The following is a 19628-nucleotide window of genomic DNA, read 5'->3' as shown; positions in this document are numbered from 1 at the left end:
CCAAAACCCACGGCAACAGCCGGCACTGACGCGTGCCGCCGTCGTCGTACTCCCCCATGCCCAAAACCCCCTGAAGGAGCAACACATGAGGCAGCGCCGCCGGACCTGGCAGACTCTTCTCACCACCACCGCACTCGTGACGGCCGCCGCCGTCTCGCTCACGGCCTGCGGCGGACCCGCGCAGGAATCCAAGGCCACCAACGCCGCCGCGGCGTTCGAAGGCAAGGGACCCATCAACTACGTCTCCTCCCGCGACGCCTCCGGCGCCGCGCAGAAGAGCATCGACGAATGGAACGCCGCGCACCCGGACGAGAAGGTCACCTTCATCGAGCTGCCGGATTCCGCCGACCAGCAGCGCCAGCAGCTCATCCAGAACGCGCAGATCAAGTCGGACACGTTCAGCGTGCTCAACCTGGACGTGGTCTGGAACTCCGAATTCGCCGCCAACAAGTGGGTCCTCCCGCTCCCCGCGGACGCCATCCCCACCGCGGACATGATTCCGGCCACCGTGAACGCCGCGAAGTACCGGGACACCCTCTACGGCGCCCCGTACTACACCGACGGCGCACTGTTCTACTACCGTACCGACCTGCTGAAGTCAGCCGGCGTGGCCGCTCCTCCCAAGACGTGGGATGAAATGAAGGCCGCCTGCGAAAAGGTCCTGGCCCTCCCCGAAGCCGCGGGCATGTCCTGCTACGCGGGCCAGTTCGACAAGAACGAGGGCCTCACCGTCAACTTCTCCGAAGCCGTGGCCTCCGCCGGCGGCAGCATCGTGGACGCCGAGGGCAAGCCCACCGTCAACACTCCCGAAGCCAAGCAGGGCCTCTCCCAGCTCGTGGACGGCTTCAAGGACGGACTCTTCCCGTCCGACGCCATCACCTACCTCGAGGAACAGGGCCGCCGCGCGTTCCAGGACGGCAAAGTAGTGTTCCTGCGCAACTGGCCGTTCCTCTACTCGTCCCTAAGCGCTACGGACGGCTCCAGCTCCGTGGCCGGCAAGTTCAACATCACCTCCATCCCCGGCACCAAGGGCCCCGGCGTCTCCACCCTGGGCGGCCGCAACCTGGCCGTCTCTCCCTTCACCCAGAACAAGGCAACGGCTTTGGAGTTCATCAAGTTCTTCACCAGCCAGGAACAGGCCCAGAAGCGCCTGGCCCTCAGCTCCCGTGCACCGGCCTACGCCGCACTGTATGAGGACCCCGCCGTTGTGGCCAAGCGCCCGTTCTTCCCCACCCTGCTCGAATCCCTGACCAACGCCCAGCCGCGCCCCAAGGTGGTCCAGTACGGCGCCACCACCAAGGCCATCCAGGAAGAGGCCTACGCCGCCCTCACCGGTGCCAAGGACACGGACACCGCCCTGAAGGACATGCAGGCCAAGCTTGAAGAGATCACCGCGAAATGACCACCACAGTTACTGAATCGCGGGGCCTGAAGACCCGCACGCCAGGCAAGGCGCCCGGCCGCGGGTCCAGAAAAACCCGCACGCCCGGCGAGGGCCGCATGGCCGCCATGCTGCTCTCCCCCACCCTCCTGGTGCTGGCCCTGGTGATTGTGTACCCGCTCATCTCGGCCGTCCACCAGTCCCTGTTCAGCGCCGAGTCCGGCCTGGACGCGGACGGGTTCGTCACCGAGGGAGAGGCCTTCGTGGGCCTGGCGAACTACGCGGACCTGTTCGTGGGCGAATCCGGCCGGCGCTTCCTCAACGCCTTCTCCAACACCACGTTCTTCACCGTCACCACCGTGTTCCTGGAGACCGTCCTGGGCCTGTGCCTGGCGCTGGCCATGAACCGGGCCTTCCGCGGCCGTGCGTTCCTCCGCGCCAGCATCCTGGTGCCGTGGGCCGTGCCCACCGCAGTCTCCGGCCTGCTGTGGCGCTGGATCTTCCAGTCGGACGGCATCGCCAACAGCCTGCTGGGCAGCGAGATCCTCTGGACCGCCGAAGGCACCGCCTCCAAGCTCGCGGTGATCATCGCCGAAGTGTGGAAGACCGCACCGTTCATCGGCCTGCTGGTCCTGGCCGGCATGCAGATCATCCCCGAGGAAGTGTACGAGGCCGCCAAGATCGACGGCGCCGGCTGGTGGCGCCAGCTCGGCTCCATCACGCTCCCCCTGGTCAAGCCCACGCTCCTGGTGGCCGTGCTGTTCCGCATGCTCGACGCCCTGCGGATGTTCGACCTCCCGTTCGTCCTCATCGGGCCCGGGAAGGAATCCGTGGAAACCCTCTCCATGCTCGCCTGGGACGAATCCAACCAGCTCCGCTACGGCTCCGCCTCCGCGTTCGCCGTCGTGCTGTTCCTGTACGTCGCCGTCGTCGCGATTGTGTTCGTGAAGGTGCTGGGCGCGGACGTCACGGGTGCGAAAAAGCTGGGCTCCAAGAAGCGCAAGGCAAACCGTTCACAGAAAGCCGAGGCCACCCGATGACCATCACCGAACTCCGCGGCCTCGCCGGTGACAGTAAGCGCACAGGCAATCGCCCGCCATCGCACGCTCCCCTGACGAAGAAAAAGCGCACCTGGCGCTCCTACTCCGTGTACGCCGGGCTGGTGCTGATCTTCGCCTACTGCCTGGCGCCGTTCTACTGGATGATCGTCTCCAGCCTCCGCCGCACCGCGGACATCTTCGACAACACCCTCCTGCCCGCACCGTTCTCCCTCGAGAACTACGTGAAGGTATTCGACGGCTCCACCATGTTCGGCCAGGCCCTGCTCAACAGCCTGATCGTGGCCGGCACCACCACGGTGTTCGCCCTGGTGCTCGGTGTGTTCGCCGCCTACGCCATCTCCCGGCTGAACTTCCGGTTCAAGTCCGTGATCCTCGGCGTTATTATTGCGACGTCGATGTTCCCCGGCATCTCGGTGGTGGTCCCGCTGCTGAGGTTCTTCACGGACCTCGGCTGGATCAACACCTACCAGGCCATGATCATCCCCAACCTGTCCTTCGCCATCCCGCTCGCCGTCTGGAACCTGACCACGTTCATGAAACAGCTGCCGTTCGACCTCGAAGAAGCGGCCATGATCGACGGCTGCACCAAGTGGCAGGCCTTCCGGAAGGTGCTGCTCCCGCTGGCCGCGCCCGGCGTGTTCACCACCGCCATCCTGACGTTCATCCACAGCTGGAACGAGTTCATCATCGCCCTCTCGATGATCAACGACCCCAAAATCCAGACCGCCACGGTGGCCATCTCCAAGTTCACCGGCGCCACCGAATTCCAGGCACCGTTCGGCGAACAGATGGCCGCCGGCGTGATCGTCACCGTCCCGCTGGTGATCATGGTGCTGATCTTCCAGCGCCGGATCGTGGAAGGCCTCACCGCAGGGGCCGGCAAATGAGCGCTTCCAGTTTCGACGGCGGCGCGGCTGTTACGGGAGCAGCGCACGACGGCGGGTGGTGGCAGTCCGCCGTCATCTACCAGGTGTATCCGCGCTCGTTCGCGGACGGAAACGGCGACGGCGTGGGCGACCTCGCCGGACTCATTGCCCGCCTGCCGTACATCGCGTCCCTCGGCGTGAACGGCATCTGGATGACGCCGTTCCAGCCTTCCCCGCAGGTGGACCAGGGCTACGACGTCAGCGACTACTGCGGCGTGGACCCGCTCTTCGGCACCATGGCCGAGTTCGACCAACTCCTGGAGCTCGCCCACTCGCTCGGCCTGCGGATCCTGCTCGACGTCGTCCCCAACCACTGCTCCTCGGCCCACCCGCTGTTCCAGCAGGCCCTCGCGGCCGGGCCGGGCTCGCCCGAGCGGGAGCTCTTCCACTTCGTCGAAGGCCGCAGTTCCGGCCCGGACTCCCCCAGCGACCTGCCGCCCAACAACTGGCAGAGCGTGTTCGGCGGGAAGGCCTGGAGCCGCGCCAACCCGGACCCGGACAGCGGCAGTTCGCCTACGGACACCGAGTGGTACCTGCACCTCTTCTCCGCCGGCCAGCCCGACTGGAACTGGCGGAATCCGGCCGTCGGGGACTACTTCGAAGGCGTGCTCCGCTTCTGGTTCGACAAGGGCGTGGACGGCCTCCGGATCGACGTCGCCCATGCCCTCTTCAAGGCCGACGGCCTGCCGGATGCGCCCTCCGCCACCGCGGTCGTGGACGGGCTCCGGTCCAACCCGCTGGTCTCGGACCAGGAGGAGGTGCACGAGGTGTACCGCCGCTGGCGCACCCTCGCCGAGAAGTATGAGCCGCACCGCCTGCTGGTCGGCGAGGTGAACCTGGAACCTGCCCGCGCCGCCCGCTACACGCGCGCGGACGAGATGCACCAGGCCTTCGCGTTCGCCTTCGTGAAGCTGGGCTGGGACCCTGAGGCGTGGGCTTCCGTCGGGGCGGAGCTCGAGGCGGCCCGGCAGCTGCACGGCGCCGCACCCAGCTGGGCGCTCGAGAACCACGACATCGTCCGGTCAGTCACGCGGTTCGGCGGCGGCGAACTCGGTCTGCGCCGGGCCCGGGCGGGCCTGCTGGCACTGCTCGGACTGCCGGGCGCGGCCTACATCTACCAGGGCCAGGAGTTGGGGCTGCCCGAGGTGGACGTTCCGGTCGGTGCCCGGGTGGACCCCATGTGGGCCCGCGGCGGCATCACCCGCGACGGCGCCCGCGTCCCGCTTCCCTGGACCGGGCATGCGGGGCTCAACCACGGGTTCTCGCTGGGTTCCGCTGCCGGACCGGCGGCGACCCAGTCAGCGGCTCCGTGGCTGCCGCAGCCCGCCGGCTGGGGCCGGCACGCTGTCGAAACCCAGCAGCAGGACCCCGGTTCCACGCTCGCGCTGGTGACTGCCGCCGTCGGACTCCGCCGCAAGCTGTGGGAGAACGGCGTGTTCACCGCGGACGACGGCGGCAGCTGGCGTGTGGAGGCCGGGAACCTGCTGATCTGCGAGCGCAGCCCGAAGTTCCTGGTGGCCGTCGCAATGGGATCGGAGCCTGTGCGGCTGCCCGCCGGGACGGTGCTCGCGAGCGCTGTCCCGCTGGAAACCGACGGCTGGCTGCAGCCGGACAACGCAGCGTGGGTGCTTCGGGAGTAGGGCGCTGCGGGAGTAGGGTCAGCCCTGCTTGGCGGCCCAGTCGGCAACGCGCTGCGTGCTTTCCTCTTCGGAGAGGTCCTCGATGCGGGTCATGATGGACCAGCGCACGCCGTAGGGGTCCCGGATGCTGGCGAACCGGTCTCCTGACACGAAGGTGGACAGCGGCTCCCGCACGGTGGCCCCGGCCCGCTCGGCGCGCGCAACGAGCGCGTCCGCATCGGCGCAGTAGAAGCCCACGGAGTAGCAGTCATCGTCGCCGACTGGCGCCGGGACGAGGTGGTAGTCGGGGTTGGGCTCGCCGATTTGGAGCCGCCCCTGGCCGAAGTCGAGTTCGGCGTGGACCACGATCCCGCCCATCTCGGTGACGCTGACAGGGCGCGCGCCGAAAACGTCCCGGTAGAAGGTGATTGCCTCCTTGGCGGAGCGGATCGCCAGGAACGGCGTGAGGCTCGTGAAGCCGTGCGGGGTACCGGATGTGGTGTGCCTGCCGTCGGCGGCCGTGGTCAGTTCGGTGCTTGTAGTATCAGTCATAAATCTCACGGTACGCAGCGGTCAGCCCAGCGGCTTGGAGAATTGCGACAGCCTGCATAAGGAGTGCCCTCCGATGGTGGATTCGTTCAAGGGAATCCTCTACCCGGCCAGGCTTCCCACCTTTCACCGGGTGCCCGCGCCTGCCCCCGTCGCGGATCTGGTGCAGTGGTTTTGGATCCCCGAATGGGACATTGATCCAGGGCACACCTCACGCCAGCACGTGATCGCGTTCCCCACGTCCAACCTCGTGGTTCAGAACGATGCGGTGGAGTTCGCTGGCCCCACAACCCGCAGATCGCATCGCGATCTCACGGGCCGGGGCTGGGCGGTTGGTGCCCTCCTGCGTCCCGCTGCGGTTCCGCATTTCACGGATAATCCGGGGAGCCTGCGGGATGCCCAGGTGCGCCTGCCGCTCGCGGATCTTCATGCCGCAGTCTCGGAGGCGATGAGCGGATCCGATCCAGGGGAACGCCGGGAACGCGCCGTGGAGGCGTTCACCGGCTGGCTGGTGGCGCAGGATCCGGAGGTGTCCGAGGAGGGCCTGCTGGCCAACGCGATGATGGACATGATCGGAACCTGCCCCGACGTGATCCGCATCGAGGACGTTGCGGCGCGTCTCTTCGTTTCGCCACGAACCCTTCAACGGGTAGCCCGGAAGTACATCGGCCTGAGCCCGTCCGCGCTCATCCGAAGGCGCCGCCTGCAGGAGGCCGCTGACCGGTCACGGACCGACCCGGCAGCAGACCTTGCGGCGATAGCTGCCGAACTCGGTTATGCCGATCACGCCCACCTGACGAACGACTTCCAGAAGACCCTGGGCTTCACGCCGAGCACCTACCGGCGATCAGTCGTCCAGGACCAGGCCGGCAGTACATCGTCACGCTAGCATTGGTCCCACCACGCCCGACCAGGAGGCCGCATGCCGTACACCGTTGACTTCGAGAACGTTTCCACTGTCGGTTTGGAATCGTCTCCAGTGGCCGATGCCCTCGCCGGGCTGCGCGCCAACGAGGCCCGTTATTACCGGAACAAGTACGGCCACGTCTTCACGGTGAGCCCCGCAAGCGAGGTTCCGGAGGTGGTGGACCGGGTGAGCCGGATCCTCCGGGACGAGCGGGACATCGTCATCGGATCCCGCCCGCTGGAAGCGACCGCCTTCGACGTCGACGGTCTGCGGATGGCCTACGTTTTCTATGAGTCGGGGCTGGCGATCAACGTCATGTACAGCATCGAGGACGGCGGAAAGCGGGCAGTCGGGTTCAAACTTGCCGACGGCATGGACATCCCGGAGGAATTGGCGGAGCGGTTCAAGTTCGCCCGCCAGAAATCCAAGCTGGCGGGCGTTATCCGCGGCTCCTACTTTGTCATCAAGGGCGAGTACTGACCCGGCCCACAGACGGATCTCAGGCGAAACACAGGAGGATGGCCCCATGACACATATACGACGCTTCGACCACGTCGGCATCACCGTTGCGGACCTCGACAGGGCAACTGCGTTCTTCGTCGGGCTGGGCCTCGAAGTCGAGGGCCGGATGTCGATGGAGGGCGAGTTCGTTGACACCGTCATCGGCATCCCCGACTCCCGCAGCGAGATTGTCATGCTGCGGCCGCCCGACGGAGGCGCCGGCGTGGAGCTGTCGAGCTTTATCCAACCCGACCACGAGCCCGGGTCACCCGCCGCGATGTCCACCGAACTGGGGCTGCGCAACGTGTCCTTCGAGGTGGACGACCTCCAGGCCGCCGTCGACGGGCTGGCCGCGGACGGCTACGGGCTTGTGGGCGGCATCGGTCAGTACGAGGACGTCTGGCGGATGGCCTACGTGCGCGGTCCGGAGGGGATCATCGTGTCCCTGGCCGAGCGTATCGGCTGACCCCCGCCGTCGAGATCCCATGACGGAACTGGAGGACCACGGACTGCCTCTGACGGCCCTGGCAGTCGCGCAACGTGGGTCCTCGAAGGCCTGCTGCCCTACCTCGAGCCGCCGCCCAGCTCGCGGGGCGTGAAGGTGGGTCTGGCAGACCCTGCCTCACGTCGAATAAATCAGGTAATTTGATTGAAGGACCCCGGCAACCGGCGCCGCAGTCCTTCCCCACTCCCTGAAAAGGACCCTTCACCCGTGCCTCCCGCGACCTCCGCTTCCGCGCGCACCCGCATGCCTTTCGGCGCCCTGCTGGTGCTGTCTATGATCGGCTTCACCGCCATCACCACCGAACTCCTGCCCTCCGGCCTGCTTCCCCAGATCAGCGCCGGCCTCAACGTGTCCGAACCCGTAGCGGGCTACCTCACCGCCGGGTACGCCGCGGTGATCGTGGCCACGGTGATCCCGGCCGCCATGCTGCTTTCCCGCGTCCCCCGGCATACCCTCCTGGTGGCGCTCGTCCTGACCTTCGCCGTCAGCAACGCCCTGGTGGGCCTGGTGTCCGACTTCGGGGCCGCCCTCGCGGCCCGGCTGGTGGGCGGCATCGCCCACGGCCTGCTCTGGACCACCATGGCCCCGTTCGTGGCGCGCATTGTCCCGGCGCACAAGGTGGGCAAGGCGATGGCCATCGTCTTCAGCGGCAACAGCCTGGGCCTGGCCATCGGCGCCCCGCTGGGAACCGCTTTGGGCGGACTGATCGGCTGGCGTGCGTCCTTCCTCCTGCTGGCGGGCACCAGCGTCGTCCTCGCCGCCCTGGCCATGTGGCTGCTGCCCGCGGTCCGCCGGATCCCGGACGCGCCGAGGCCGTCACTGCGCAAGGCGGCCACCCAGCCGGGTGTGATGTCAGTGGCCATTGCGTGGCCGCTGATGCTGATGGCGCACTTCGCGCTGTTCACGTTCATCGCGCCGTTCCTCCGCGAAGCCGGGCTGCCCGACTACAGCATCACCCTGTCCCTCACCGTGCTGGGCATCTCCGGGCTGGTGGGCATCTGGATCGCCGGCATCACCGTGGATATGCGGCCGCGCCGTTCACTGCTGATCACGACGGCGGTGGTGGCCGTTGTGTTCCTCCTGCTGCCTTTGGGCGGGGTCACCGTCCCCGGCGCCCTGGTGCTGATGGCAGTCTGGGGAGCGGCCTTCGGCGCGATCGGCATCTACAACCAGTCCGCCATCCTCCGGGCCGGCAAAGAGTACCGCGAGGCAGCGAACGGCCTCACCGTCCTGACCATCCAGTTGGGGATCACCGTCGGCGCGCTCTACGGTGCGGCCGCCCTCACCACGGCTGGCCCGCTGCTGGTGCCGGTGGCCGCTGCGGTGCCTGTCGCCGTCGCCCTGGTGATTGTGGTGACCGGGCACAGGCACGCCTATCCGCCCGGGCCGAAGGAGCCGGGCTATGCGGCAACGGAACAGGGTGCAGTGGGCGCGCCTGATAAGGGCGCAGTGGATGTGCCGGCCGCTGCAGCGACGGACGCCTCCGCCCGCGCCTAGGGCTCCCCGACAGACGGGTGCGGCACCGCCACGGGACGATGCCGCACGTGGTGCCTCCCGCCGTCGGCTAGGAGCGGCGGCGGGAAACTCTGTTGGCAGTATCTTTCGAACGGTTGGCAGCTAGGCCGAAACCGCCCCGATCTGCTGCATCAGGCTCAGTGTGTCGGATGCGCCCCAGTGTTCGGCCACCTTGCCGTCCTCGATGCGGATGATGTCGACGCTGCTGAATTCCACGTTCTTGCCGCTGGCCGGAATACCCAGGAACTCCCCCGTGTGCGTGCCGGACAGCACAACATGGGAGGCCTCGAGTTCACCATCGGCGAGCACGGGATCCATTTTGACGGTGAGGTCGGGAAACGCCGTGCGCATGGCGTTGACGTAGAACTTGACTCCGTCCTTTCCCGGAGGTTGCCCCGGCATGGGGTCCTCGTGATCCTGCATGCCCTCCAGCACCGATTCATCGATCAGGTCGAGATTCCCGCCGACCAGCACTTCTTCGTAAAACCGCCGCATCAGTCCAGACCCTTCAGCCATCGTCCGCTCCTTTGTTGAGTGAGACCGGTCAGAATTCCCCGGGTCCGCGGCCGCCGCACGTTGGGCAGGGCGGCCGGCCTACATCGCCATTCCGCCCGTCGCTGCGGGCAGGATCGCCACCCCGAGTGCAATCACGGCGAGCGCCACCGCGATGGAGCGGTTGGCCAGCCGTTTCCAGGGCAGCATCTTCTCCCCCGCGATGAAGGCCCCGATCAGCGCCATCCAGCCAAGGCTCATCACCCCGAGGGCGAACAGGGCAACCATCAGCGCCCAACAGCAGGCGACACACCAAGCCCCGTGCTCGATCCCCATGCGCAGCGCGCCGCTGTAGCCCGGGCGCAGGCCGTGCAGGAGGAAGTCCATGGGGTTCCGGCATTTCATCAGGCTGACGTTCTTGGCGGGCGTCAGCTGGTAGGCCGCCGCCACCAGGATCACTGCGACGGCCAGATAGCGGCCGCCCTGGTCCGAGCCGAAGAAGCCGGGAAGCAGCGACGCCACTGCGTTGTAGAGCCCGTAGGCCAGCACCCCGAACACTGTCCAGGCGACGAGATACCCTGCCACGAACACCGCAGTAGAGCCGGCCGGGGCATACCGCCCCTGCCTGCGCCGGTGGTTCTGGATCCTGGAGTAGGCCACCACCATAGGCGCCACGGACGGGAACATCATGGCCGCCAGCATCACTACCCAGGTAGTGACGAAGAATCCTAGCGGTCCCGGGTCCGTCCACCGGCCCATGTCCATTCCGCTCAGCTGGGTGGACGTCACCACCCAACTCACTGCAGCCAAAATCAGCAACGTGGCGATCAGGCCGATCTCCCGCGGGTCGATCCGGGCTCCTGCCGGGACCGAAGCAGCCGCTGACGGGCTTGGCGCCGTTGGCGTGGGGCTGACGGGGGAAGCGGCGGCGAGCCCGGACGGGGCAGTAGAACCGGAGAGGGCGGCGCGCGCAAAGATGCGCCGGCCCCTCCTCAACAGTTTCCGGTGATACATCGGCCGGCCGCGCTTAGCCCCGGCCCTTCGGGGCGCCCTCGGCCATTTCGCTGGCGAAGGTGAAGTCGGACGTCTCGCCGTAGACGCCGTCGAACTCGAGGCCAAAGAGGTCCGAGTGCCCCCGTCCCTTTCCGATCCGGAACTCCGGGGCGAAGCCGAACATCGCGTTCTTCTCGGTGGTGAACCCGCCACCCGGCCCCGGCAGCGGCTCGAATCTGACGTCAGCGCGCCCGGCCACCGAACCCGAGGGGCTGTCGCCATCAGAGAATGAAACGCTTGCACGCTCGACGCCTAGCCATTCTCCGTACAACCCCGCAAAATCCGCGAACGGGCCGCCGGCCTCACCATGAAGGATGGTTTCCAAAGCCGTGGCCTGAGCATCCGATGCGCCGTCGTCGACGACCACTCCCACCTTCCAGCCACCTGCGCTGAGGTTCGAAGGGAACCAGTTGGAGAACGCGAAGTCGACGCCGGCCAGGTCCGTCTCATCCATGTTTCCCTTGGCGATATGGAAGATATTCAGGCCGCGGCATTCGCCGTCCGGCCCTGTGGGCGCCCCGTCAATCGGGCAGGGGCAAATCAACTGGCAATTGCAGTTTCCAACGTACGTTCCTGACATTTCCCAAGACACAGGACCCTCCTCGCTGGCGCTGTCGCCAAGCAGAACCGGCCCAGGGTCAGCGCCGAAATACACAGGGCAGAGCACCCTGTTAAGGCGCACGTTATTCCTGCGCAAATCGCCTGTCAAGATGCCGTTGGTCCCGGTTGCCGCGGCGCCGTCAAGGGCGTGTTCCGCACCGCTTCCGGCAGGCTATTTCCGCTCCCGCCACAGCAGCGTGACGCCGAACGCGACGCCGCCGAGCACCAGCATGGCAATCACCATCAGGCCCCAGTTGGCCTGGTTTACGCCGCTCCCGTAGAAGATGCCGATCATCACCGTGGCCGTGATGGCGCCGAGGTAGCGGCAGGTCTGGAAGATGCCGGCGGCCACTCCGCGTTCGTGCGGCTGGGTGGAGACGTACATGCCCTGGCTGGACGCGATGCTCACCACGCTCCACGGAATGCCCATCAGCGCGGTGAGCACCAGCACCAGCGGGATGGCGAAGGAGGCGGTCAGCAGCCACATGGTCCCCGCGGCGGCCACCAGGAACAGCACCCCGGCAATCAGCACCCGGCGCACACCGAAGCGTTCGATCGCGCGGACCGCGAACGGCGTCGCGATCACGGACATCGCTGCCAGCGGCAGCATCAGCAGACCCACGACGCCGGGATCGTAGCCGGCCGCTTCCTGCAGCAGCTGCGGCAGGCCAAAGAACGCAAAATAGTAGATGCCGTTGAACACGGCGAAGCCGAGGTAGACCAGCAGCAAAGGGCGGTTCCGGCCGAGCAGCCGCAGGTCCAGGAATGGCGGGCTGAACCTCAGCTCGCGCCAGACGAACAGCGCCGCCAGCACCGTCCCGCCGGCCAAAAGCCACCAGCGCACGTCCGGCAGCACGTTCAGCAGGGCCATCATGATGAGCATCAGGGATCCCACGAAACCCAGGATGCCGGGGATGTCCGAGTCGCGCAGCAGCTCCGCGGCGCTCCCGCGCTCGCGGTCCGCGTCCACCGGGGCGAACTTCCACACAACGAGCAGTGCCGCCAGCGCGAGCGGCACGTTGACCAGGAACAGCGCCTGCCAGCCGATCAGGCTCACCAGCAGCCCGCCCACCACCGGGCCCACCGCCGCAGCGGATGTGTTGGCCATCTGGATCCGGCCGAGCGGCCGGGTGGACTTCACATTCGCGGTCCTGGCCAGTGCCCCGACGATGACGACGGCGCTCGGGTACGCGGTGGCCGTGCCGAGCGCCATGAAGGCACGGGCAACGCAGAGCAGGGCGAAGTTCGGCGCGAACGGAGCCAGCGCACAGGTCACCGCCACCAGCACCATCCCGAACGTGAACAGGCGCCGCGGACCGAAGCGGTCCGCCAGCCGGCCCATCAGCGGCTGGCCCGCCGCGGAGGTGAGGTAGAACGCCGTGATCACCCAGGTGACCGTGGCGACGTCGAGCCCGAAATCCGCGCGCAGCACCACCAGGGCGACGGCGATCATGGACGAGTTCAGCGGGTTCAGCGACGTGCCGAGGCTGAGGCCTGCTACGGCAAGGGCTGTCCGGGGTTTGTTGCTCACGGAAACAGTCTGTCCCACATCGGCGCGGGAGGCAGAACTTGGTTACGGCTAATTCATCCTGCCGAGGAGGGGTCCACCGGAGTCGGAGCGGTCAGCCCGCGCCCTGCCCCTCGCGGGCAACCTCCTCCAGGATCCTGGCTGACGGGGGCGCCGACATCAGCTGCCCTATCACTTCCGGCTTGTCCCACACCTCGCTGCGGAGCCGCTCCAGAAAAGCGGTCGCAGCGTCCTTGGTGTCGAAGTCAAGGAGCACGGCCACGCTGTCCCGGTCCTCTGTATCCCGGAACAGGCGGACAGACCTGGCGCCCGAGGCGGCGCGGGCTGCGGGATCGCTGTCGAATACTTTCTTGAAGGCCTCGTAGTCCCGGACCGGATAGCTTATCTGCAGGGTGAACATCTTTGGTTCCTTTCCCTCGTGCTAGGTCAGACTCACCATAGGCCGTCCAGCGCCATCCCGGTAGGGCTCGAGGATAGCCGCGCTCCGGTGCTGTTTCGGGAAGCCCGCCCCCGCAGGCTGGGCACCGAAACCAGTCCGTAAACGCTCCCAGTATTCCATGCGAAATCAGATCGAGCTGATTTTGATTCGCTCTATAGTCAAGGAATACTCGTGTGCTAGAACTGGGAGCGCACACAGTTGGCTCAGGATTCACTTCATACCGTCAGGGAGGACGACATGAAAAGGCACCACACGAAACTTCACCCCAGGGCGAAGCGGCACCAACGTTCAGCGGTGGTGGCGGCGTCGCTGCTCACGGTGCTGGCACTGCCGGCCGGGATCGCACCGGCTGCGGCGGAGAACCCGGCCGCAGCGGCCAGCGGGACCATCGCCAACGGCGACTTCGCCAGTGGCCTGCAGGGCTGGAAAGTCACCGGAAAGCCTGCTTCCACAACCATTGGGGGCGCCGGCGGGAATGCACAACTCAGCCAGCGCCTCGACGCGGATGGCACTGTCACGGCACGTCAGAAGACCCGAAACCTGACCGAAGGCTGGTGGACCTTGTCAGCACGGGTTAAGGCCGAAGGAACATTGGGCGCATCACGGATCGGCCTGAAGAACTGCGGGGTGGACGGCGAAACGGTCCTGCCGTCCACCGCGCAGGACGGCGCGTGGCTGCAGATCTCGGCAGATGCCTACGTCACGAAGGGCGCCTGCGAGATTGTGATCGAGACCCGCGGCACGGCCGGCGACTGGGCTGTCATTGACGACGTCACACTCACGCCGGGATCGGTCCAGCGGGCAGTCCGGGGCGCCGACCTTTCCAACCTGGCCAAAAATGAGGACAAGGGCGCGGCCTACTTCGATGCCAGCGGCACGCGTGTCGACGCTGTCGAAGCCTTCGCCGATGCGGGCGCCAACATGGTCCGGCTCAAGGTGTGGGTCAATCCGGCTGACGGCTACAACACTACGAACGAGGTGGTGGCCACAGCCAAGCGTGCCAAGGCCGCAGGCATGAAGGTCCTTGTTGACTTCCACTACAGCGATCGCTGGACAGACCCCGGCGCCCAGGGAACACCTGCAGCCTGGGCCGGCCTGAACCCGCAGGAGCTGGCGGATGCCGTGTATGCCCACACCTTCGAGGTGCTGACCGCGCTGAAGGACGCCGGCGCCACGGCGGACTCCGTCCAGGTGGGCAATGAAATCAACCCCGGCATGCTCTGGCCCCTAGGCCAGACCTGGGACGTCAACCCCGCGGACGACGTGAAGGGTGCGCAGTGGGACAACCTGGCGCTGTTCCTCTCGGCCGGCTCGCGTGCTGCGAAGGACGTCAGTGCGCAGACGGATGTCATCCTGCACCTGACCAACATCAACAACGGCATCGGCGGCCTCGCCTGGTGGTTCGACGAGGTCTCGAAGCGGGGTGTCCAGTTCGACACCATCGGGCTGTCCTACTACGGCTACTGGCACGGATCCATGGCCGACCTGCAGAACGCCATCACCACCCTGTCCGCCCGCTACGACCGGGACGTCATCGTCGTCGAAAACTCCTACCCGTTCACGCTTGCGGACGATTCCGTTGATCCGTGGGAGAACGTCATCAGCAGCCAGGGCCAGCTGGTTCCCGGCTACCCGGCGACGCCCGAGGGACAGGCGGCAAATTTCCGGGCCGTGCAGGACGTGGTCGCCTCCGCCCCCGGCGGCCGGGGACTCGGCGTCGTGTCCTGGGAGCCCGCCTGGACGGCGGTTAAGGGCAACGGCTGGGATCCCGCCGATCCCACCACCGGCAACGCGTGGGAAAACCAGGCCATGTTCGACTTCGATGGCCGCGCCCTGCCTGCCCTGCAGGAATACGCGCCGGATCCGGACGTCAAGCGCTGATCCTGGCCGCTGCGGTCAGGCGCTAGTTCGCAGCCTTCGCCACGGTGAACAGGAACGTCGAGTCCTCTTCAGCTTCCAGGCTGTGCAGCCCTTCCGGCACGATCAGCAGGTCACCGGGCTTGCCGTCCCAGGAATTCTCGCCGGCCCGCAGCCGGAGGCTCCCCTGGAGGACGAAGACCGTGGCATCGCCGGGGTTCTGGTGCTCGCTCAGCTGCGTTCCGGCCCTGAGTGCCATGACGGTCTGGCGAAGCACCTTCTCGTGTCCGCCATAAACGGTGTCCGCAGCCCGCCCGTTGTTTGCTGCAAGGGCAGCCGCCAACTGCTGCCTGGCCAGGGCGTCAATCGAAATTTTCTGCATGAGGCAACCGTACTCAGAAGCCCAGCCAGCACAACCTCTGGACAGCGCGACCCGCCGTCAGTAAATTCGAAGAGAGATCCCACCTCTTTCCGGGACCTACCTCGGGATGAGGTCTTCCTTCCGGCCCTGTGCACAGCCGGCGGGTACGAGCTGCTGAAGCCACACGGCGGCACTGGATGCACGACGGGAAAGAGCCGGTCATGGCCACTTATGATTACGTCTCCGGAACTGCGGCCCCCACCGCTTACTCCCGGGTGGTGCCGAAGCGCAAGGGACGCCTTGTGGTCAATTGGATCACCACAACGGACCACAAGACCATCGGGTATCTGTACCTGATTGCATCCTTTATATTTTTCTGCCTGGGCGGCGTTATGGCGCTGCTGATCCGCGCCGAGCTCTTCGAACCGGGCATGCAGGTCCTGCAGACCAAGGAGCAGTACAACCAGCTGTTCACCATGCACGGCACGGTGATGCTGCTGATGTTCGCCACCCCGCTGTTCGCCGGGTTCGCCAATGTCATCATGCCGCTGCAGATCGGCGCCCCGGATGTCGCGTTCCCCCGGCTGAACGCGCTGGCGTTCTGGTTCTTCCTGTTCGGCTCCACGATCGCCGTCTCCGGCTTCATCACCCCGCAGGGCGCTGCTGCTTTCGGCTGGTTCGCCTATGCACCGCTGAACAATACGACGTTTACGCCTGGAGTGGGCGGTGACCTGTGGGTCTTTGGCCTCGCGCTGTCCGGCTTCGGCACCATCCTCGGCGCGGTCAACTTCATCACCACCATCATCTGCATGCGTGCCCCGGGCATGACCATGTGGCGCATGCCGATCTTCACCTGGAACACGCTGGTCACCGCCATCCTGGTGATCATGGCCTTCCCGCCGCTGGCAGCAGCCCTGTTCGCCCTGGGCGCCGACCGCAAGTTTGGTGCACACATCTATGATCCGGAGAACGGTGGTGCCGTCCTCTGGCAGCACCTGTTCTGGTTCTTCGGCCACCCCGAGGTGTACATCATCGCCCTGCCGTTCTTCGGCATCGTCTCGGAGGTCTTCCCGGTCTTCAGCCGCAAGCCGATCTTCGGTTACAAGGGCCTGGTCTACGCGACCATCGCCATCGCGGCGCTCTCCGTGACCGTATGGGCGCACCACATGTACGTGACCGGCTCGGTCATGCTGCCGTTCTTCGCCTTCATGACCATGCTGATCGCCGTACCGACCGGCGTGAAGTTCTTCAACTGGATCGGCACCATGTGGGGCGGCTCCCTTACCTTTGAGACGCCCATGCTGTGGAGCATCGGCTTCCTGGCGACGTTCCTCTTCGGCGGCCTGACCGGCATCATCCTGGCTTCACCGCCGCTGGACTTCCACGTCTCGGACTCCTACTTCGTGGTGGCGCACTTCCACTACGTGGTGTTTGGCACCGTGGTGTTCGCCATGTTCGCCGGCTTCTATTTCTGGTGGCCCAAGTGGACCGGCAAGATGCTCAACGAGCGCCTCGGCAAGATCCACTTCTGGATGCTGTTCCTCGGTTTCCACGGAACCTTCCTGATCCAGCACTGGCTCGGTGTCGAGGGCATGCCCCGCCGCTACGCCGACTACATGCCGCAGGACAACTTCGCCTGGATGAACCAGTTCTCCACCATCAGTTCCTATCTCCTGGGCGCCTCGCTGATCCCGTTCTTCTGGAACGTGTACATCACCTGGCGCAGCACCGAAAAGGTCGAGGTGGACGATCCCTGGGGCTTCGGCGCCTCGCTGGAGTGGGCCACGTCCTGCCCGCCCCCGCGCCATAACTTCACGTCGCTGCCGCGCATCCGTTCCGAGCGTCCGGCCCTGGATCTCCACCACCCGGAGCTCCGCGTGCGCGAACACGAGACCACGCATTCGCCGGCGGCAGACGTACTCGGGGCGGCGGACATCGGTGAGAAAGACGTTCGGAGTCCGAATCCGGACGAGTAAGCCCACCGCCGGACGTCTTCATCCATAGCGCTGGGCACTCAGTCCTCCCCTGCGGCTGCAGCACCTTGGCGTTTGCCCGACCTGTCGAATATCGATACTATCTCATTGATAAACGACAAATAAGGAGACCCTGATGGGAACGCTGACCGTCCTCGCGCTGCGGATTGTCCTGGCGCTGGCACTCGCCGGCTCGGTGTTCGTGCAGGCTGTGATGGTGCCCCTGCTGGCCCGTGACCTGAACGAGGACTTCACCCCGGACATCGCTGCCGCCAGCACCGCGGTCATCGTGATCGTCCTGCTGGGCATCGTGACCATCCAGGTCACCATGGTCTGCGTCTGGCGCCTGCTGACCATGGTGCGACGCGGAACCGTGTTCTCGCATGCAGCGTTCCGCTACGTGGACGTGGTGACCGGCGCCGTCGCAGCGGCTTCCCTGCTCACCTTCGGGCTCGGCGTCGTCCTCGCTCCGGGCGAAAGCGTAGCCCCCGGCGTCGTTCTCCTGATCGGCGGGGCGGGCATGCTAATCGCGGGAGTGGCCCTCGTCGTCGTCGTACTCCGCATGCTGCTGGCGCAGGCAGTGGCCCGCGACGCCGAAGCCAAGCACCTGCAGGACGAACTGGACGAGGTGATCTGATGCCGATCATCGTGGACATTGACGTGATGCTGGCCAAGCGCAAGATGCCCGTGGGCACACTCGCCGACCGCGTGGGGATCACCCCCGCCAACCTGGCGGTGCTCAAGAACGGCCGGGCCAAAGCGGTGCGCTTTACAACCCTCGAGGCACTGTGCGAGGTGCTTGGGTGCCAGCCCGGCGACCTGCTGCGGTGGGAACCCGGAGATGCGGACGAGCTGACGTCCACCACCGCGGACGACAGCGAAATGACGACTGATTCGCGGGATAATTGAGGTATGGCCAACCAGGATCAGGAGAGGGACCTTTGGGATGAGTTCGACAGTCTCAAGCCCGGAGTTCCTGACCGCGTCGAGGGCTACCCCGGCGGTGAGCCCATGGGCTTTGGCTTCCGGACGGGAGTCCGCAGCGCAAAGGTGGCCCTCGGATTCGCCGTGTACACGTTAATCCTCGGAACCGTGCTGGTCCTCCTCGGAGCGGTCTTTTTCGTCAGCCAGGGCGAGTGGCTGATGCTCGCGCTGATGGTGCTGATTGAGGCGGCCTTCCTCTATGCCTTCACCCGGCTGGTCAATCAGGCCCGCAACCGGCGCTCGGCCCACTAGCCACCTACTTCACCCACCCCACTTTCCGGAGCCAGCCTGCGAGGATGGGCAGCACCACTCCACTGTTCATCGCCCCCAGATGATCCATGCCCGGAAGGACTTCAACCTCCCATCCGGCCTCGGTGAGGGCCGCCCTGTGCGCGGCCAGGGGCTCACCGATCCGCACCTGGACGCCGCCCCACCTGGGTCCGTAGTCGATCCGGTCCTCGGCACCGGCGAAGGCGAGCCGAGGCAAGCCAGGCGGAAGCATGATGGCCGAATCGTCGAAGTCCTGGAGGGCCTCGTACAGCGTCACGAATTGCCGGGTCTGAGCCTCGCTGGTTTGGATGACGGCCGAATCCCAGTCGCCCGGCTCCGGTGCGGCGGCCGGCGAGTCAGGATCTGCGGGCCGGGCTGACGCCGCGTGCGCCGCCCGGGTCACCGCCAGCATGCTTTTGTAAGGCCCGTCGAGGGGCGGGTATCCGCCCATGGCCAGCGCCCGGAGACGGTCGGTGCGGATGGCGAGCTGCAGCCCGCTCAATGCCAGCCAGGAATAGCCGTAGTACGCGAACCCCTCGGCGCCGGCTGCATCAGCAATGGCTAGGAAGTCCACGGCCACGTTTTCCGGCGTGAGAGTCTCCGGCGCCGGATGGGACATCCGGTGGCCCTCGTAGTCCGCCACAATGACCCGGTTGGAACCCTCCAGTCCTTTCACCAGGTTGGGTCCGAGGTCCGGGTCGCCGCCCCACTGTCGCAGTGTTTCGGCTTCCGCCGGCGTGTGTGCCGCGAGGCTGGCGGGCAACAGGAGCGGCGGTCCGTCTCCGTGAATCGAGATGCGGATGGTGGTCCCATCGTGCAGGACGGCGTCAGCAGTTTCGGCCATGGCTTCATCCCTCGGCTTGAGGCAACGTGGACGTGTTAAGCATGGCACCGAGCCGCCGCGCCAGGCTGGCTGCGGGCATACCCCTGATTCTGCCCGCGTGCCTGCCGCCGGCTTCTTTTGCCGCGGAGACCTGATGCGGTTTGGAATACCAACTAAGGTTACCGGTTGGATGCTCAGGCCGCCCGGTAATGCCGAATCGCCGAGCATTGGCCGTGATTCCAGACGAAATTCTGCATGACTGACGTAACCTCCACGAAGACTCT

General features: G+C 66.3%; 21 protein-coding genes. 13 read left to right on the top strand and 8 right to left on the bottom strand.

The features are described from left to right. Positions 1-85 precede the first annotated feature (85 nt). The 4 genes from J2805_RS14455 to J2805_RS14440 are packed head-to-tail and all read left to right on the top strand — an operon-like array spanning position 86 to position 5008. Entirely contained in the window at positions 86-1402 is a 1317-nt protein-coding gene (locus tag J2805_RS14455; RefSeq protein WP_309977355.1) for an ABC transporter substrate-binding protein, read from the top strand. Continuing rightward, positions 1399-2421, top strand: coding sequence for a carbohydrate ABC transporter permease (locus tag J2805_RS14450; protein WP_309977354.1), 1023 nt, complete (start codon positions 1399-1401; stop codon positions 2419-2421). Before J2805_RS14455 ends, J2805_RS14450 begins: the two co-directional genes overlap by 4 nt. Further along, positions 2418-3329 carry a carbohydrate ABC transporter permease gene (locus tag J2805_RS14445; protein WP_309977352.1) on the top strand — a complete coding sequence of 304 codons (912 nt, stop codon included), beginning with the start codon at positions 2418-2420 and terminating at the stop codon, positions 3327-3329. The genes J2805_RS14450 and J2805_RS14445 overlap by 4 nt, the downstream gene beginning before the upstream one ends. Beyond that, the gene (locus J2805_RS14440) at positions 3326-5008 is read left to right on the top strand and encodes an alpha-amylase family glycosyl hydrolase (protein WP_309977350.1); all 1683 of its coding nucleotides are present in this window, start codon (positions 3326-3328) and stop codon (positions 5006-5008) included. Before J2805_RS14445 ends, J2805_RS14440 begins: the two co-directional genes overlap by 4 nt. Positions 5009-5026: 18 nt before the next feature. Here J2805_RS14440 and J2805_RS14435 read toward each other — a convergent pair whose 3' ends face one another. Further along, the gene (locus J2805_RS14435) at positions 5027-5539 is read right to left on the bottom strand and encodes a VOC family protein (protein WP_309977348.1); all 513 of its coding nucleotides are present in this window, start codon (positions 5537-5539) and stop codon (positions 5027-5029) included. A gap of 73 nt (positions 5540-5612) precedes the next feature. Here J2805_RS14435 and J2805_RS14430 point away from each other — a divergent pair, with 73 nt between their 5' ends. The 4 genes from J2805_RS14430 to J2805_RS14415 all read left to right on the top strand — a co-directional run bounded on the left by J2805_RS14430 (position 5613) and on the right by J2805_RS14415 (position 8946). Next, positions 5613-6425 carry a helix-turn-helix transcriptional regulator gene (locus tag J2805_RS14430; RefSeq protein ID WP_309977347.1) on the top strand — a complete coding sequence of 271 codons (813 nt, stop codon included), beginning with the start codon at positions 5613-5615 and terminating at the stop codon, positions 6423-6425. Positions 6426-6458: 33 nt separating this feature from the next. After that, positions 6459-6923, top strand: coding sequence for a phage tail protein (locus tag J2805_RS14425; RefSeq protein ID WP_309977346.1), 465 nt, complete (start codon positions 6459-6461; stop codon positions 6921-6923). A 46-nt stretch (positions 6924-6969) separates the two neighbouring features. Next, on the top strand, positions 6970-7410 hold the full coding sequence (locus tag J2805_RS14420; protein WP_309977344.1) for a VOC family protein: 441 nt from the start codon (positions 6970-6972) through the stop codon (positions 7408-7410). 246 nt (positions 7411-7656) lie between these two features. After that, positions 7657-8946, top strand: coding sequence for an MFS transporter (locus tag J2805_RS14415; protein ID WP_309977342.1), 1290 nt, complete (start codon positions 7657-7659; stop codon positions 8944-8946). A 120-nt stretch (positions 8947-9066) separates the two neighbouring features. On the opposite strand, the gene J2805_RS14410 is transcribed toward J2805_RS14415, so the two are convergent. The 5 genes from J2805_RS14410 to J2805_RS14390 all read right to left on the bottom strand — a co-directional run bounded on the left by J2805_RS14410 (position 9067) and on the right by J2805_RS14390 (position 13037). Continuing rightward, complete coding sequence (locus J2805_RS14410; protein WP_309977340.1) at positions 9067-9480, bottom strand: ester cyclase; 414 nt, start codon at positions 9478-9480, stop codon at positions 9067-9069. A 78-nt stretch (positions 9481-9558) separates the two neighbouring features. Continuing rightward, positions 9559-10452, bottom strand: coding sequence for a DUF2182 domain-containing protein (locus J2805_RS14405; RefSeq protein ID WP_309977338.1), 894 nt, complete (start codon positions 10450-10452; stop codon positions 9559-9561). Between the two features lie 31 nt (positions 10453-10483). After that, positions 10484-11089 (bottom strand): DUF1326 domain-containing protein, encoded by a 606-nt coding sequence (locus J2805_RS14400; RefSeq protein ID WP_309977584.1) that lies wholly within the window; start codon positions 11087-11089, stop codon positions 10484-10486. A 192-nt stretch (positions 11090-11281) separates the two neighbouring features. After that, complete coding sequence (locus tag J2805_RS14395; RefSeq protein ID WP_309977336.1) at positions 11282-12640, bottom strand: MFS transporter; 1359 nt, start codon at positions 12638-12640, stop codon at positions 11282-11284. Between the two features lie 91 nt (positions 12641-12731). Further along, positions 12732-13037, bottom strand: coding sequence for a hypothetical protein (locus tag J2805_RS14390; protein ID WP_309977334.1), 306 nt, complete (start codon positions 13035-13037; stop codon positions 12732-12734). Between the two features lie 276 nt (positions 13038-13313). On the opposite strand from J2805_RS14390, the gene J2805_RS14385 reads away from it, so the two are divergent. After that, on the top strand, positions 13314-14957 hold the full coding sequence (locus J2805_RS14385; protein ID WP_309977332.1) for a glycoside hydrolase family 53 protein: 1644 nt from the start codon (positions 13314-13316) through the stop codon (positions 14955-14957). 22 nt (positions 14958-14979) lie between these two features. Here the strand turns inward: J2805_RS14385 and J2805_RS14380 are convergent, their stop codons facing one another. Continuing rightward, positions 14980-15315 carry a cupin domain-containing protein gene (locus J2805_RS14380; protein WP_309977330.1) on the bottom strand — a complete coding sequence of 112 codons (336 nt, stop codon included), beginning with the start codon at positions 15313-15315 and terminating at the stop codon, positions 14980-14982. Positions 15316-15515: 200 nt separating this feature from the next. Here J2805_RS14380 and ctaD point away from each other — a divergent pair, with 200 nt between their 5' ends. From ctaD to J2805_RS14360, 4 genes are all read left to right on the top strand, one after another. Continuing rightward, positions 15516-17270, top strand: a complete 1755-nt coding sequence (gene ctaD / locus J2805_RS14375) for an aa3-type cytochrome oxidase subunit I (RefSeq protein WP_309977328.1) — start codon at positions 15516-15518, stop codon at positions 17268-17270. Positions 17271-17403: 133 nt separating this feature from the next. Continuing rightward, positions 17404-17904: a DUF2975 domain-containing protein gene (locus tag J2805_RS14370; protein WP_309977326.1), complete on the top strand. Its 501-nt coding sequence runs from the start codon at positions 17404-17406 to the stop codon at positions 17902-17904. Continuing rightward, positions 17904-18176, top strand: coding sequence for a helix-turn-helix domain-containing protein (locus J2805_RS14365; RefSeq protein ID WP_309977324.1), 273 nt, complete (start codon positions 17904-17906; stop codon positions 18174-18176). The genes J2805_RS14370 and J2805_RS14365 overlap by 1 nt, the downstream gene beginning before the upstream one ends. Positions 18177-18179: 3 nt before the next feature. Then, complete coding sequence (locus tag J2805_RS14360) at positions 18180-18503, top strand: hypothetical protein (RefSeq protein ID WP_309977322.1); 324 nt, start codon at positions 18180-18182, stop codon at positions 18501-18503. Positions 18504-18507: 4 nt separating this feature from the next. Here the strand turns inward: J2805_RS14360 and J2805_RS14355 are convergent, their stop codons facing one another. Continuing rightward, positions 18508-19365 carry an alpha/beta fold hydrolase gene (locus tag J2805_RS14355; protein WP_309977321.1) on the bottom strand — a complete coding sequence of 286 codons (858 nt, stop codon included), beginning with the start codon at positions 19363-19365 and terminating at the stop codon, positions 18508-18510. Positions 19366-19628: the final 263 nt, after the last annotated feature.

It is taken from the genome of Arthrobacter oryzae, assembly GCF_031454875.1.
Lineage (GTDB): Bacteria > Actinomycetota > Actinomycetes > Actinomycetales > Micrococcaceae > Arthrobacter > Arthrobacter oryzae_D.
Note: the sequence above shows the minus strand (reverse complement) of the source record. Positions and strands in the feature narration are given on the sequence as shown.

Bases quoted from the DNA above. Each gene is read 5' to 3' on its own strand.
- J2805_RS14455 (WP_309977355.1), top strand. From the start codon at position 86: ATGAGGCAGCGCCGCCGGACCTGGCAGACTCTTCTCACCACCACCGCA.
- J2805_RS14450 (WP_309977354.1), top strand. From the start codon at position 1,399: ATGACCACCACAGTTACTGAATCGCGGGGCCTGAAGACCCGCACGCCA.
- J2805_RS14445 (WP_309977352.1), top strand. From the start codon at position 2,418: ATGACCATCACCGAACTCCGCGGCCTCGCCGGTGACAGTAAGCGCACA.
- J2805_RS14440 (WP_309977350.1), top strand. From the start codon at position 3,326: ATGAGCGCTTCCAGTTTCGACGGCGGCGCGGCTGTTACGGGAGCAGCG.
- J2805_RS14435 (WP_309977348.1), bottom strand. From the start codon at position 5,539: ATGACTGATACTACAAGCACCGAACTGACCACGGCCGCCGACGGCAGG.
- J2805_RS14430 (WP_309977347.1), top strand. From the start codon at position 5,613: ATGGTGGATTCGTTCAAGGGAATCCTCTACCCGGCCAGGCTTCCCACC.
- J2805_RS14425 (WP_309977346.1), top strand. From the start codon at position 6,459: ATGCCGTACACCGTTGACTTCGAGAACGTTTCCACTGTCGGTTTGGAA.
- J2805_RS14420 (WP_309977344.1), top strand. From the start codon at position 6,970: ATGACACATATACGACGCTTCGACCACGTCGGCATCACCGTTGCGGAC.
- J2805_RS14410 (WP_309977340.1), bottom strand. From the start codon at position 9,480: ATGGCTGAAGGGTCTGGACTGATGCGGCGGTTTTACGAAGAAGTGCTG.
- J2805_RS14400 (WP_309977584.1), bottom strand. From the start codon at position 11,089: ATGTCAGGAACGTACGTTGGAAACTGCAATTGCCAGTTGATTTGCCCC.
- J2805_RS14390 (WP_309977334.1), bottom strand. From the start codon at position 13,037: ATGTTCACCCTGCAGATAAGCTATCCGGTCCGGGACTACGAGGCCTTC.
- J2805_RS14385 (WP_309977332.1), top strand. From the start codon at position 13,314: ATGAAAAGGCACCACACGAAACTTCACCCCAGGGCGAAGCGGCACCAA.
- J2805_RS14380 (WP_309977330.1), bottom strand. From the start codon at position 15,315: ATGCAGAAAATTTCGATTGACGCCCTGGCCAGGCAGCAGTTGGCGGCT.
- ctaD (WP_309977328.1), top strand. From the start codon at position 15,516: ATGGCCACTTATGATTACGTCTCCGGAACTGCGGCCCCCACCGCTTAC.
- J2805_RS14370 (WP_309977326.1), top strand. From the start codon at position 17,404: ATGGGAACGCTGACCGTCCTCGCGCTGCGGATTGTCCTGGCGCTGGCA.
- J2805_RS14365 (WP_309977324.1), top strand. From the start codon at position 17,904: ATGCCGATCATCGTGGACATTGACGTGATGCTGGCCAAGCGCAAGATG.
- J2805_RS14360 (WP_309977322.1), top strand. From the start codon at position 18,180: ATGGCCAACCAGGATCAGGAGAGGGACCTTTGGGATGAGTTCGACAGT.
- J2805_RS14355 (WP_309977321.1), bottom strand. From the start codon at position 19,365: ATGGCCGAAACTGCTGACGCCGTCCTGCACGATGGGACCACCATCCGC.